Genomic DNA, 12,484 nt, shown 5'->3' with positions numbered 1-12,484 from the left:
TTTGCTGTTGCGGTGGGGGGGGGGGGGGTGGCGGGAGAAACTGCCCCCCCGGGGGGTGGCCCCCCGGGGCCCGCCGGCCCCCCACGCCGTTGTCGAAGCCTTCGGGCCCGGTGTCCTCACCGCCGACGGGAGGCTCGACCGGCCGAAGCTCGGCTCGCTCGTCTTCTCCGACAGCGACAGGCTCGCCAACCTGAACGGCATCGTCCATCCCCTGGTCCGCGAGCGTTCGGCGGAGCTGGAGAGCGCGGCGGGGGAGGACGACATCGTCGTCCACGACGTGCCGCTCCTCGTCGAGAACGGGCTGACCGGGCTCTTCGACCTGGTCGTGGTCGTGGACGCGTCCCCCGGGACACAACTGGACCGGCTCGTACGGCTCCGGGGCATGGCCGAGTCCGACGCCAGGTCGCGGATGGCGGCGCAGGCCACCCGAGAGCAGCGCATCGCGGCCGCCGATCTGGTGGTCGACAACGACGGGCCGCTGGAGAAGCTGGAGCCGCGGGTCCGCGAGGTCTGGGAACGGCTGGTCGAGCAAGTTACCGCCGACGCCCCCAGCGACCGCTGACGGGCCTCGCCGGCGGGCCCATCGACCGGTCCTCGCCCACCGAACCGTTTTGGAATACCGGCAACCTGTGCGACCTTGAACGCGCGACCGAGGGGAAGGATTCGACCGTGCCCGATAGCCCGGAGACCCACGTCATCGACTACCGCGCGGCCGAGCAGCTGCTCGCCGCACGCGACCCGCGCGGCGCGGTCAAGCTGCTGGACTCGGTGATCGCGGCGCACCCCGAGAACACGGCGGCCCGGCTGCTGCGCGCCCGCGCGTTCTTCGCCGCCGCCCAACTGCGTCCCGCCGAGCTGGAGTTCGAGCTGGTCCTGGAGCGTGAGCCGGACAACGCCTTCGCGCACTTCGCGCTGGCCCGTACCTATGAGCGGGCGGGCCGACCCGAGCACGCGACGAAGCACTTCAGGCTCGCGGCGGCGCTCGACCCGAACCCGGAGTATCTCAAGGCGGCGCGTTTCGACTCCGACGACTGACGTCGCTCCTGTCGCCGTCCTTCCGCCACTTCCAGGGCCTCTCGTAAGAGGTGCCGCCGCGCCGCCGGCTGTGGTCTTCGAACGGCGGCACGTCGCGGCTCGGCTGGTAGCGGGACCCCTGGCGCATATGACGGACGACCAGCACGAGGTCGGTGGCGACGATCAGCAGCAGCACCCCACAGGCGGCCGACCAGCCGGGCAGACCGGCGATCGCGAAGACGACCGTGCCCAAAGTGAACCAGCACAGGCCCCAGACACTCAGCCACCACCGCATCCGCAGCGCGCTGCGCGCGGTGACGGGTTCATTTCCGGTGCGCATGGCATCGCACCTCCTGTTGACGACGTACCCGGTCCGCGCCCGCCCCGTCGGAAAGTCCGTCGATCCGACCGCCCGGAGAACGATGAGTTCCGGGCGCGGCGGGTGTCTGCCTCTGTGAAAACACACCACGTGTTCAACGGAGGAGACCCCCAATGTCCGAGGCTACGACCACTCCAGTGCCGGATGCATCCATGCAGCTCACGCCGCCTTCCGCAGCCCGGTCCGCTTCCACGGTCGCTGCCGCCGGCGAGCCCCGGGCCGGGCTCTCGCGCCGTACGGACATCGCGGTCCGTACGCTCCAGATCGTCCTCGCGCTGTTCCTGGCGATCCCGAGCGCCGGGCCCAAGATCATCGGCCACTCGGTGGCGGCGGAGTCGTTCGACGAGATCGGCTTCGGCGACTGGTTCATGTATCTGACCGGTGGCCTTGAGCTGGCCGGCGCCGTCGCGCTGGTCGTTCCGATCCTCTCGGGAGCGTCCGCGATCGCGCTCGTCGGCCTGATGATCGGCGCCTTCATCACTCAGGTCACCGTCTTCGACGGTCAGAACGCGCTGACGCCGGTGATCCTTCTCGTCCTCTTCGCGGTGGTCGCGTGGGTGCGGCGGCAGAAGACCGTGGAACTCGTCGCCCTGGTGCGCTGGCGGGTCTGATCCATGGCCTCCCGCCGTCGCGTCTGAAGACCGCATCCTCGCGCCTTGGAGGATGCGGCCTTCAGGCATGACGGGGGGACTGTCAGACCCCCCGCCTAGACTCGCCGTAACGAGATCACGCAGGTGTGCGACCTGGGCGGAAGGAGTTGGTGACGATGGCGCGACACGCGCTGGACGAGACGCTTTCGCCTGTCCGTGCCGCCGACACGGACGCCGCGTCCTCCGCGACTTCACCGGCCCGCTGCGCGGTGGTCTTCCTTCCGGCGGGCCTGCCCCGTGAGGGGCGTGTCGCGTTCTGGGCCCCGGAGGGGGAGCCGCCCGCCGAGGACGGCTTCACCACGGGGGAGCTCACGGTCGTGGTCCCGGCCGGCCACGAGGATCCCACCGACGGAATCGGCTCGGGCGGTCCGTTCGCGGGCGTGCGGACCCGTGTCGTACGCGCCCTGCTCATGCCCGTCGCCGACGCCGTGCCCCTGCTGGTCCGCGCCCGCTCCGACGCCTCGGCCCATCCCTCGGCCGCCTGCTGGGGCGCCGCCGCCCTGCACGCACTCCACCTGGCGGCCCGTGGCCGGCTGCTGCCCGGCCTCACGGCCTCCGACCACGACGCCTGGCGCGCCGGCCCGCTCGACGCGGACGACATCGCCCAGTTGCGGGCCATCGCCGCCGCCATGCCGTACGAGGCACACGCCGTCCCGCTCCCCGGTCCGCTCCCCCTGCGGCTTCCCGAGCCGGAAGCGCTGGTACGGGCCTTCCTCGACGCGGTCGCGGACGCCCTGCCCCGTACGCCCGCCGCCGCGTTCGCCGCGGGCGCGCCCTTCGCCGCGCGGGCCGCGCAGCATCTGCCCCGCGCCCGCTCCTGGGCGGCCGAAGCGGCGGCGGGTATGGACGCCGGGGTGCGCGTATCGCTGCGCCTCGACCTGTCCGCGTACGAGCTGTTCGACTCCTCGTCCCCGCGGGAGACCCCGCAGGAGTCCGGCACCGAGCGGCGCGCCGGGGCCGCCCTCGTCCAGATCCACAGCCTCGCCGACCCGACGCTTGTTATGGACGCGGCCCAGCTCTGGGCGGGTGACGGCGACGATCTCTTCGGACCGCGCGCCCGGATCGACGCCCTGCTCGCGCTGCGCCGCGCCGCGCGCGTCTGGCCGCCGCTCGCGAGACTGCTGGAGCACGATGTCCCCGCCGTGCTGCCGCTCTCCGAGGACGAGCTGTACGAACTGCTCGGTCCGGGCGCCGCGAGTCTCGCCGCCGCCGGAGTGGCCGTCCACTGGCCGCGTGAGCTGGCGCGTACGCTCTCGGCCGCCGCCGTCGTACGTTCCGCGCCCGGCTCGGCCACCGACGGCACGCCCTTCTTCGACAGCACCGAACTGCTCAAGTTCAACTGGCAGTTGGCGCTCGACGGCGATCCGCTCAGCGAGGCGGAGATGGACGCGCTCGCCGAATCGCACCGGCCGATCGTGCGGCTGCGCGACCAGTGGGTGGTGATCGACCCCGACCTCGTGAGGAAGGCGCGCAAGCGGGAGCTGGGCCTGCTCGACCCGGTCGACGCGCTGGCCGTCGCCCTCACCGGCTCGGCCGAGGTCGACGGCGAGACGGTCGACGCCGTCCCGACCGGCGCGCTGGCGGTCCTGCGCGACCGGCTCGTGGCCGGCTCGGCGGCCGTCCCGCAGCCCGCCGCCCTGGACGCCACCCTGCGCGACTACCAGCTGCGGGGTCTCGCCTGGCTCGACCTGATGACGTCACTCGGTCTCGGCGGCTGTCTCGCCGACGACATGGGCCTCGGCAAGACGATCACCGTCATCGCGCTCCATCTGCACCGCGCACGGCCGGTTCCCACGCTCGTCGTCTGCCCCGCCTCCCTCCTCGGCAACTGGCAGCGGGAGATCACCCGCTTCGCGCCCGGCGTCCCCGTCCACCGTTTCCACGGCTCCGGCCGCACGCTCGACGGTGTGACGGACGGGTTCGTCCTCACCACGTACGGCACGATGCGCGGCAGCGCGCCCGAACTGGCCTCCCACACCTGGGGGATGGTCGTCGCCGACGAGGCCCAGCACGTCAAGAACCCGTTCTCCTCCACGGCCAAGGCCCTGCGCACGATCCCGTCGCCCGCCCGCGTCGCCCTGACCGGCACCCCGGTGGAGAACAACCTCTCCGAGCTGTGGGCCCTCCTCGACTGGACGACCCCCGGGCTCCTCGGCCCGCTCAAGTCCTTCCGCGCCCGCCACGCGCGCGTCGTGGAGAACGTGGAACACGCGGGGTCGGCGGGCACCACCGCGAGCGACGAGGCGGTGGAACGGCTCTCCCGGCTGGTCCGCCCCTTCCTGCTGCGCCGCAAGAAGTCCGACCCCGGCATCGTGCCCGAGCTGCCGCCCAAGACGGAGAGTGACCATCCGGTGCCGCTCACCCGCGAACAGGCCTCCCTCTACGAGGCCGTCGTCCGCGAGACGATGGGCGCCATCGAGAGCTCCGAAGGCATCGCCCGGCGCGGCCTCGTCATGAAGCTGCTCACCGCGCTCAAACAGATCTGCAACCATCCGGCGCAGTATCTGAAGGAGGACCGGGCCAGGCTCACCGGCCGCTCCGGGAAGCTCGCCCTGCTCGACGAACTGCTCGACACGATCCTGACCGAGGACGGCTCGGTCCTGGTCTTCACGCAGTACGTGTCGATGGCGCGGCTCCTCTCCGCGCATCTCGCCTCCCGCGCGATCCCGTCCCAACTCCTGCACGGCGGCACGCCCGTGGCGGAGCGCGAGCGGATGGTGGACCGGTTCCAGTCCGGCGAGGTGCCCGTCTTCCTGCTGTCGCTCAAGGCCGCGGGCACCGGCCTCAACCTCACCCGGGCCGGCCATGTCGTGCACTACGACCGCTGGTGGAATCCGGCCGTCGAGGAGCAGGCCACCGACCGTGCGTACCGCATCGGCCAGACCCGGCCCGTGCAGGTGCACCGGCTGATCGCGGAGGGCACGGTGGAGGACCGGATCGCCGAGATGCTCGACGCCAAGCGCGCCCTGGCCGACGCCGTCCTGGGCTCGGGCGAAGGAGCCCTCACCGAGCTGACCGACCGTGAACTGGCCGATCTGGTCTCGCTCCGGGGGCCGTCATGACCGCGCCGCGCGTCCCCCGGCACGACGACCGCCGCCGTACGTTCCCCGCCCTGCCGCGACGGCCCCGCGCGGCGGGCGAGGACGACTTCGCCACCAGCTGGTGGGGCAACGCCTGGGTGGAGTCCATGACGGACTCCGCGCTCGACCCGGCCCGGCTGCGCCGCGGGCGCGCCTACGCGGACGGCGGGCACGTGGACGCGATCACGGTCACCCCGGGACGGGTGATGGCGTACGTGCACGGCTCCCGGCCGCGCCCGTACCGTACGGAGATCCGCCTGCGCACCCTCGGCGACGCCGACTGGGAAAGCCTCCTCGACACCGCCGCCGCCCGCCCGGACCATATCGCCGCCCTTCTCGACAAGGACATGCCGCAGGCGCTGGCCGCCACCGCGGACCTGCTGCCCACCGCAGGGGATCTGACCCCCGACTGCTCCTGCCCCGACGACGGATTCCCGTGCAAGCACGCGGCGGCGCTCTGCTACCAGACGGCACGGCTGCTCGACGAGGACCCGTTCGTGCTGTTCCTGATGCGCGGGCGGGGTGAGCACGAGATCCTCGCCGACCTGACCCGCCGCAACGCCACCCGCTCCGCCGCCGAACGCGGCACGGCCGCACCGCCCATGCCCACGGTCGACGCGGCAGCGGCGGTGAGCCCCCACCCGCTGGGGACCCTGCCACCGCCCTTCCCGCTGCCCCCCAACCCGGGCCGCCCGCCGGTCTATCCGCACACACCCGGCGCCCCCGACCCCCTGGCGCTCGACCTGCTCGCCACGGAGGCGGCGGCCCGCGCGCACACGTTCCTCGCGACCGGTATCGACCCCGTCGCGGGCCTCACCCCCTGGCAGGACGCCGTCCGCCTGGCCGCCGCCCACCCGGGTTCCGGCCTCACCGCCTCCACCCGCGCCCTCTACCGCGACCTCGCGTCGGGCACCGACCACACCCCCATGGACCTGTCACGCGCCGTCGCGGCCTGGCGCCAGGGCGGCCTCGCGGGCCTGGCCGTCCTGGAAGACCCCTGGGACCCACCCGCCGGCCCGTTCGACCGGGCCCGCCCCGCCCTGATCGCGGCCGACTTCTCCCACTTCCGCCCCTGGCGCAACCGTCTCTCCGAGCGCTCGCTCCAACTCCGCTTCGGCCGCGACGGCCTCTGGTACGGCTACGAATCGGACCCCGACCAGGAAGACTGGTGGCCCCGCGGCACCCCGGACACGGACCCGGTGGGCGCACTGACAGCCCTGCTCGGACGGTGACCGTTAGACTCTTCTCCGTTACGGCCGACGGACCGAGGGGGCGCGGTGGAAGCCGAGTTGGTGGCACTGGCGGCGGCGGGAGCGACCGCCCTGGTGCAACAGATGGCAACGGAGGGCTGGACGGCGGCACGCGACCGGGTGGTGGCGTTCTTCGCGGACCGGAGCTCGGTCACCCCCGACTCGGTCGAGGAGGACCTGGAAACCGGCCGCGCCGAACTGGTCGCGGCCTACCGCGACGAGGACGAAGCCCTGATGGCCGACGTCCAGTCCGAGTGGCGCACCCGCCTGCGCCGCGCACTGGCGGCGGACCCGTCGGCGGCTGCCGAACTCCGCGCCCTGCTGGACGAGTTGACCCCCGCCACACCCACGACATACCAGACGATCGACGTCCACAACACGATCACGGGCGCCACGGTGCACGGCCCGGTCATCCAGACGGGCGCGATCGGCAGGATCGATCTCGGCGACAGGGGCGCGCACGGACGAGGCGGGCTCTGACGGATCGCCGTAGTTCGCCGCTGCGCCCGTGCGGCTCAGTCCTCAGATGCCCGCTAGCCGAGCCGCCGCTCCACACGCTCGCGCATCTCACACGCCCGAGGGTCGTGGTACGGCTCCAGGAGCCGGGCGCAATCGGCCCACAGCCCGTGCGCGGCCTGCGGGTCCTGATCCCGCAGAACGCCGGCGAGGCCGTCGAGGGCCACGGCTTCGTTCCACGCGTCGTCGAGTTCGCGGTGAGCCACCGCCGCTCTGCGGTAGAAGCCGGCAGCCTCCTCCGTACGGTCGAGGCGGTGACAGACCCCTCCGGCCCCTTGCCAGGCGCGTGCTTCACGGCTCCGGTCACCGAGCCGCCGGTGCAGCGTCGCCGACCGGTGGTAGGCGGTGAGTGCGTCACCGTAGTGGCCAAGAGCCTGCTCGGCGTCGCCAAGAGCGAGCAGCCAATTGCTCTCCAGCACATGGCTGCGCAGATCCAGTGCGATCCGCACAGCCTCCTGGGCGTCGCGAAGAGCCTCCTCGGGCTCGCCACGGTCGAGGCGAATCGAACTCAGAAGCCAGAGGGCGTTGCCCACGCTGCGGGTGTTCCCGTGACGGCGGTGGGCTGACAGCGCCCGCTGGGCACCGTCGAACGCATCCATGAGCCGTCCGGCCTGGTAGTGCACGAGGGCGAGGTTGGCGACGGAGACACTCTGCCAATGGGCCTGCCCCAACTCCCCGAAGACACGTGCCGCTTCGACAAGTCGTGCTGCGGCGGAATCCAGCCGGCGCTGACGGAGGTGAACGAGACCGAGGGCGTTGAGAGAGGAGGCTTCGCCGTCCCGGTCGCCCAACTCCCGCCGGATGGACAGTGCTTCTTCATGGCAGCTGACACTCTCGGCGAGTCGGTTGATCTTGGTGTATCCGAAGCCGTGGTTCTCAAGAAGCATGGCTGTCGCCGGCTGCTCGTTCAACCGTCGGGCAGCGGTCAGGCCGATCTCCCCGACGGCCAGCCAGTCCGTGGTGAGTGACGAAGGCGCTTTGGCATTCCACAGCACTGCGGCGAGTTGCCACGCGTACCGGTCCAGCCCCGCTTTCTCCGATGCTCTGACGGCGGGCAGGAAATTGGCGTTCTCGCGCTCGGCCCAATCCACTGCCTGGTCGTAGTCCGTGAAGGTGAACGGTGTTACGCCGGCATCCGGCGGACCGAGTGGGAGCCGGTCCTCGGCCGGCATGATCCAACCCTGGGCGGCGTCCGCGGTGTGCAGATACCAGTCGAGCGTGCGCCGAAGCGCTGCGGAGCGCCCCTCCGGTGACTCCTCCCGCTGGGCTTCGTCCCCAGCGTAGGCCCGGAGCAGATCGTGGAACTCGAACCGGTCCGGTGCCTTCTGCATCAGCAGATGCGCGCCCGCCAGCACGTCGAGCAATTGCCGCGTCCGTCGGACACTGAGTCCAGTCAGGGCCGCTGCGGCACCGATGCCGAACTCGGGACCCGGGTACAGGCCCAGCAGGCGGAACACACGTGCCGCATCCGGAGGAAGAGCTTGATAGGACCAGGCGAACACCGCGCGTACGGCCTCGGCCTCTTCTTCGTCCCCTGTGCTCAAGGCGTCCCACAGCGCTGATTCATCACGCAGATCACTGATCAGTTCCTGGAGCCGCATATGGGGACGGTCAGCGGCCCTTTCGGCCGCGATCCGTAGTGCCAGCGGAAGATGAGCGCACATCCGGGCGAGCTCGATGAGCTCGTCTTCGGGGTCGGTACGGAAGTCGGCAGTGACCTCACGCAGCAGAGCGACGGCTTCCTGCTCGGGGAGTGTGCCAAGGGTCAAGCGATACGCGCCGTCACGCACGGAGAGTCCGGACAGACGCCCTCGGCTGGTGACAACGGTCAGGCAGTTGGCGTTGCCGGGCAGCAGCGGACGGACCTGCGCGACCGTGGCCGCGTTGTCCAGGACGATGAGTACTTTGCGGTCGGCCAGGACAGAGCGGTAGAGCGCGGCTGCCGCCTGCGTGCTGTCCGGTACCGCGGCCGCGGGAAGACCGAGTGCGATCAGTAACTGGGGAAGCACGTCCCGTGCGGTGAGTGGCTCTCCCGCGTCGTAGCCTCGTAGATTCACGTAGAGATGGCCGTCGGAATATTGGTCCCGCAGGCGGTGCGCCCAGCGCAGAGCGAGCGAAGTCTTGCCGGCCCCGGCCGTCCCGGCGATCACGAAAACGGGGACCACGGAACGATCCCGTTCTCCGTGCAGAGTCGCGTCGAGCCGCTCAAGTTCGGCGGTGCGGTTGACGAAGTGCCTTATGTTGCCAGGCAGTTGACGAGGAGTCGGATATCGGGCGGTGCGCTCTCCGTCGCCGTGGTCATGAAAATGCACACCCCCACTGACCTGGCCGGCCTGCACCACGTCACGGGCGGAGCCCGACAGGTCGGAGTGGGTCCCGCCCGGATTCTCTCCGCCGCCGCTGTTCACTTACTCCGTCTTCACGACAGGCGCGGGCAGGTGCGCCACTCGCCGATCGACGTAAGAGACGATGTCCTCGCCTTCCTCGTACAACCCCCGGATGAATGCTTCCCAGTTTCCGATGAGACCGGGCTCCTGGAATCGCACCGCGCCGTCGAGCACGCCCGACTCCGTGTAGAGAACCTCGTAGAGCACCTGGCCCCCAAGAGAGACGACCTCGGGCAGCTGCTCCGCGATCTCCAGCGATCGCACCTTCTCCGCACCGACAACCCGGACGGGCATGCCGCCCGCCCCCTGTACCCGCAGTGCGTGCAACTCCCAGTGAAGATAGGGCGTCAGCGGCTCCTCCACGACCCGCACCCGATGGAAGACGCTGCCTCGTTCCCTGTCTTCCCGGGCGATCCTCTCCCACATGTCGCCCTTCGCCTTGAGGAGTTGGAGCGCCTCTTGCCACTCGCCCCGCTGGAAGGCGTCCCAACTGGGAGAGTTCTGCTCCTTGAAGCGCTGGCGGCGTTCGAACTTCCAGCCGCTCCGGCCGGTGATTTCGTGGTCGCGCCGCCGAAAGTCCTGTTGGTAAGCGCCAGTCGCGAGGATGTCTCCTCGCGTGCGACTGAGTGTGAGGGCGCTGCGATCAGGCATCGGCGATATCGGCCTTCGCTGCCCGGAGGATGCTTCCCGGGATGACGACCAGCCTTTCGTCGTGGGCGATCGTGGCGTCGGCAGGGAGGGACGGTCCGTAGACATCCGTCAGGTCGCGTCCGATAACCGCGATGTCGCCATTGTCCAGCTCCCAGATGTCGGGGCAGCCGTCCTTGTTCTCGGTGACCCCCAGTTCCTGCGGTGACTTCCCCAGCCGCCGGAGAAAGAGAGCCGACGGATCGGCCTCCCACGCACGGGACATGCCTGCCTCCAGATCGGCGCCGTCAGACGTTCACGGCAGGCAAGCTTACGGATGGTGGCGACGCGGTGCCATGCCGCAACCGGTCATCGAGTCCGGCCCAGGGCGGCGCCCATGAGTGACGGATCGCCGTCGCGGCGGGGGAATGGGCATCCCCCGCCGCGACAGTTGTGCCTGATGGCCGTGGCCCGCGTGGGGCCGGGGCCGGGGTCAGGCGGTGTGGAGCGTCAGGCCGTAGGTGCTGAGGATTTCGTTGATCGGCTGGAACCAGGTCTCGCCGCCGCCGCTGCAGTTGCCCCAGCCGCCGGACGTCACGCCCTGGGCCTGGTCGCCGCTGAGGAACGAGCCGCCCGAGTCGCCGCCCTCCGCGCAGACGCTGGTCTTGGTCATCTGGTGTACGGCGCCCTGGGCGTAGTTGACCGTCTCGTTCTTGCCGAGGACGTTGCCGCAGTGCCAGTGCGTCGTGGAGCCGGAGCGGCAGATCGAGGCGCCGATGGGGGCCGCGTTCGAGCCGCGCACCAGCTGGTCCGAGATGGTGCCCCAGCCGAGGACGACGGGTACGGTCCACCAGCCGTTGGCGACGTTCACCCAGGCGTAGTCGTTGCCGGGGAAGGACGAGCCCTGGAAGTTGCCTATGGCGGAGTTGTCCCAGCCGCGCACGGACTGGCCGCGCGGGCCGCAGTGACCGGCGGTGACGAAGCCGCCGTGCACCGAGAAGCCGATGGAACAGCGGACGTTGCCCGTGTAGTACGGGTCACCGCCCACGGTGCCCGCGGCGAAAGTGGTGGGTGCCTGGGTCGTCTTGGCGACGGTCACCGGACCGGCCTTCTTGGCCTTGGCGACGAATCCGGCGACGGCCTTGTCGCCGCTCTCGGACGCCAGGACGTTCACCACGACCCGGTTGGTTTTCGGGTCGACGCGCCAGCTGCTGACCCCGGCCGGCGCGGAGAGCGCGTCGATGCGCTTCATGGTCGCGTCGAGGGCCTGCTCGCTGTGCTTCACGAGCTTGACCGTGGCGCCTGTCGCGCGCACGGCGGCGGCCTTGCTGTCGTCGGCGATGGCGACGGTGAGCTTGTTGTCGGCCGCGCTGAACCAGGAGCCGCCGTACGACGCTCCCGCCACCTTCTGCGCCTTGCCGTCGATGGCGGTCGCCGTCTTCTCGGCGGCGAGGCGCGCCACGGCCTGAGTCTTCGTCAGACCGAATTCTTCCTGCATGGCGGTGAGCAGGCCGGCGGACGCGGCGGGCTCCGCCTTCGATGCTGACATCGATGTCGAGGCCGAGTCGGGAGTGGCCGCCGACGCGGGCGCGAGCCCGGCCGCCGCCCAGGTGCCGACGAGGAGGAGTGCGGACAGACCGGTGCTTACAACTGTCTTGCGTCTCAAGGCATTCGCCCTTCGGTTGTTCCAGCGATCGTGGGGTTGGAACAGTGGGACAGCGGAACAGTGCAACAGCGGGCGAGTGAGAGCGCTCTCATTCGCCTCGGCCGGAGCGTATCCAAGGATCAAGAACAGGTCCATGCCAATGATGGAACGGAATCTGGGCAAGTCTCGATTCGCCTGGTCGGGAGGGCCCTGGCGGGTTGAAACGGAGTGTTCCGACGGGTGCCCGAACGGGCGCAAGTCCCCAACAGGCCCTTGAAAGCGGGCTTTTGCGGCGTTGCGGGAGTCGGGCGGTGAACGCCCTCTCAAGAATCTGAACCACTTGACACCTTCCCCAGCAGGTCATTTCGGCCACCCGCGTCCCTCGCGGGAGCGGGTCACAGCAACTCCGCCCACCGCACCAGCGTCGCGAAGTCCCGCTCCCGCAGGCCGCGTCGCGGGTGGATGCGCAGAAGGAGCGCCGGGCCGTCATGATGGGTCGATACGTACGTCGTGTCCAGGTCGGTGATCATGTCGTCGACCCACGCGAACGGTCTGCCGTCCGCCCATTCGACCAGCGTCCGGGTCTTCCAGTAGAGACCGTCCGGGTCCTTCGCGAAGAGCTCGGGCCACTCGATCACCGGCAGATCGCCCGGCAGCCCGACGGTCGGCGCGATCATGGTGTTGGCCTCGTGCATCCAGGTGGTGGCCCAGGCCAGTTCGAAGGGCAGCCCGGTGAGTATCCGGCCGTGCGCGGGGTTGAGGCGTACCCGAAGCCCGCGTCTGTGGCGCCGGGATCCCGGCGACTGACGGGAGAGCCAGTTCGACGGGCGCAGATGGTGGGTCGTGTACCCGCGCGGCCGGGTCAGCCGGGCGGCGTACGGGTTGAGGGGACCGTCGACGTCGAGGAGGAGCAGTGGGCGAACCGTCATGGAGGTG

General features: G+C 70.6%; 12 protein-coding genes. 6 read left to right on the top strand and 6 right to left on the bottom strand.

What is annotated here, in order from left to right; translation table 11 throughout:
* Window positions 1-40 precede the first annotated feature (40 nt).
* Together coaE and ACFWV8_RS23190 are read left to right on the top strand one after the other, a co-directional pair.
* The gene (gene coaE / locus ACFWV8_RS23195; protein WP_384205618.1) at window positions 41-562 is read left to right on the top strand and encodes a dephospho-CoA kinase; all 522 of its coding nucleotides are present in this window, start codon (window positions 41-43) and stop codon (window positions 560-562) included.
* Between the two features lie 107 nt (window positions 563-669).
* A complete protein-coding gene (locus ACFWV8_RS23190; RefSeq protein WP_384205598.1) occupies window positions 670-1,035 on the top strand; it encodes a tetratricopeptide repeat protein in 366 nt (121 codons plus the stop codon).
* On the opposite strand, the gene ACFWV8_RS23185 is transcribed toward ACFWV8_RS23190, so the two are convergent.
* Entirely contained in the window at window positions 1,004-1,354 is a 351-nt protein-coding gene (locus tag ACFWV8_RS23185) for a DUF6343 family protein (RefSeq protein WP_384205593.1), read from the bottom strand. The genes ACFWV8_RS23190 and ACFWV8_RS23185 overlap by 32 nt on opposite strands.
* 191 nt (window positions 1,355-1,545) lie before the next feature.
* On the opposite strand from ACFWV8_RS23185, the gene ACFWV8_RS23180 reads away from it, so the two are divergent.
* The 4 genes from ACFWV8_RS23180 to ACFWV8_RS23165 all read left to right on the top strand — a co-directional run bounded on the left by ACFWV8_RS23180 (window position 1,546) and on the right by ACFWV8_RS23165 (window position 6,853).
* Window positions 1,546-2,004: a DoxX family protein gene (locus tag ACFWV8_RS23180; RefSeq protein ID WP_384205588.1), complete on the top strand. Its 459-nt coding sequence runs from the start codon at window positions 1,546-1,548 to the stop codon at window positions 2,002-2,004.
* A 155-nt stretch (window positions 2,005-2,159) separates the two neighbouring features.
* Window positions 2,160-5,105, top strand: a complete 2,946-nt coding sequence (locus tag ACFWV8_RS23175) for a DEAD/DEAH box helicase (RefSeq protein WP_384205583.1) — start codon at window positions 2,160-2,162, stop codon at window positions 5,103-5,105.
* Window positions 5,102-6,355, top strand: a complete 1,254-nt coding sequence (locus ACFWV8_RS23170) for an SWIM zinc finger family protein (RefSeq protein WP_384205577.1) — start codon at window positions 5,102-5,104, stop codon at window positions 6,353-6,355. Before ACFWV8_RS23175 ends, ACFWV8_RS23170 begins: the two co-directional genes overlap by 4 nt.
* A 45-nt stretch (window positions 6,356-6,400) precedes the next feature.
* Window positions 6,401-6,853: a hypothetical protein gene (locus ACFWV8_RS23165; RefSeq protein WP_384205572.1), complete on the top strand. Its 453-nt coding sequence runs from the start codon at window positions 6,401-6,403 to the stop codon at window positions 6,851-6,853.
* Between the two features lie 53 nt (window positions 6,854-6,906).
* Here ACFWV8_RS23165 and ACFWV8_RS23160 read toward each other — a convergent pair whose 3' ends face one another.
* From ACFWV8_RS23160 to ACFWV8_RS23140, 5 genes are all read right to left on the bottom strand, one after another.
* Window positions 6,907-9,297 (bottom strand): ATP-binding protein, encoded by a 2,391-nt coding sequence (locus tag ACFWV8_RS23160; protein ID WP_384205566.1) that lies wholly within the window; start codon window positions 9,295-9,297, stop codon window positions 6,907-6,909.
* Window positions 9,298-9,927, bottom strand: coding sequence for a DUF6879 family protein (locus tag ACFWV8_RS23155; protein ID WP_384205561.1), 630 nt, complete (start codon window positions 9,925-9,927; stop codon window positions 9,298-9,300).
* Window positions 9,920-10,189, bottom strand: a complete 270-nt coding sequence (locus ACFWV8_RS23150; RefSeq protein ID WP_384205557.1) for a hypothetical protein — start codon at window positions 10,187-10,189, stop codon at window positions 9,920-9,922. Before ACFWV8_RS23150 ends, ACFWV8_RS23155 begins: the two co-directional genes overlap by 8 nt.
* A 207-nt stretch (window positions 10,190-10,396) precedes the next feature.
* Window positions 10,397-11,569, bottom strand: coding sequence for a S1 family peptidase (locus ACFWV8_RS23145; RefSeq protein WP_384205552.1), 1,173 nt, complete (start codon window positions 11,567-11,569; stop codon window positions 10,397-10,399).
* 374 nt (window positions 11,570-11,943) lie between these two features.
* Window positions 11,944-12,477: a hypothetical protein gene (locus ACFWV8_RS23140; protein WP_384205544.1), complete on the bottom strand. Its 534-nt coding sequence runs from the start codon at window positions 12,475-12,477 to the stop codon at window positions 11,944-11,946.
* Window positions 12,478-12,484: the final 7 nt, after the last annotated feature.

Source organism: Streptomyces sp. NPDC058665 (assembly GCF_042714995.1).
Classification (GTDB): domain Bacteria; phylum Actinomycetota; class Actinomycetes; order Streptomycetales; family Streptomycetaceae; genus Streptomyces.
The sequence above is the reverse complement of the archived record's forward strand: the minus strand, read 5'-3'. Positions and strand labels throughout refer to the sequence as shown.

Coding starts and splice junctions, on each gene's coding strand:
- ACFWV8_RS23180 (WP_384205588.1), top strand. CDS start 1,546: ATGCAGCTCACGCCGCCTTCCGCAGCCCGGTCCGCTTCCACGGTCGCT.
- ACFWV8_RS23150 (WP_384205557.1), bottom strand. CDS start 10,189: ATGTCCCGTGCGTGGGAGGCCGATCCGTCGGCTCTCTTTCTCCGGCGG.
- ACFWV8_RS23170 (WP_384205577.1), top strand. CDS start 5,102: ATGACCGCGCCGCGCGTCCCCCGGCACGACGACCGCCGCCGTACGTTC.
- ACFWV8_RS23155 (WP_384205561.1), bottom strand. CDS start 9,927: ATGCCTGATCGCAGCGCCCTCACACTCAGTCGCACGCGAGGAGACATC.
- ACFWV8_RS23185 (WP_384205593.1), bottom strand. CDS start 1,354: ATGCGCACCGGAAATGAACCCGTCACCGCGCGCAGCGCGCTGCGGATG.
- ACFWV8_RS23140 (WP_384205544.1), bottom strand. CDS start 12,477: ATGACGGTTCGCCCACTGCTCCTCCTCGACGTCGACGGTCCCCTCAAC.
- ACFWV8_RS23175 (WP_384205583.1), top strand. CDS start 2,160: ATGGCGCGACACGCGCTGGACGAGACGCTTTCGCCTGTCCGTGCCGCC.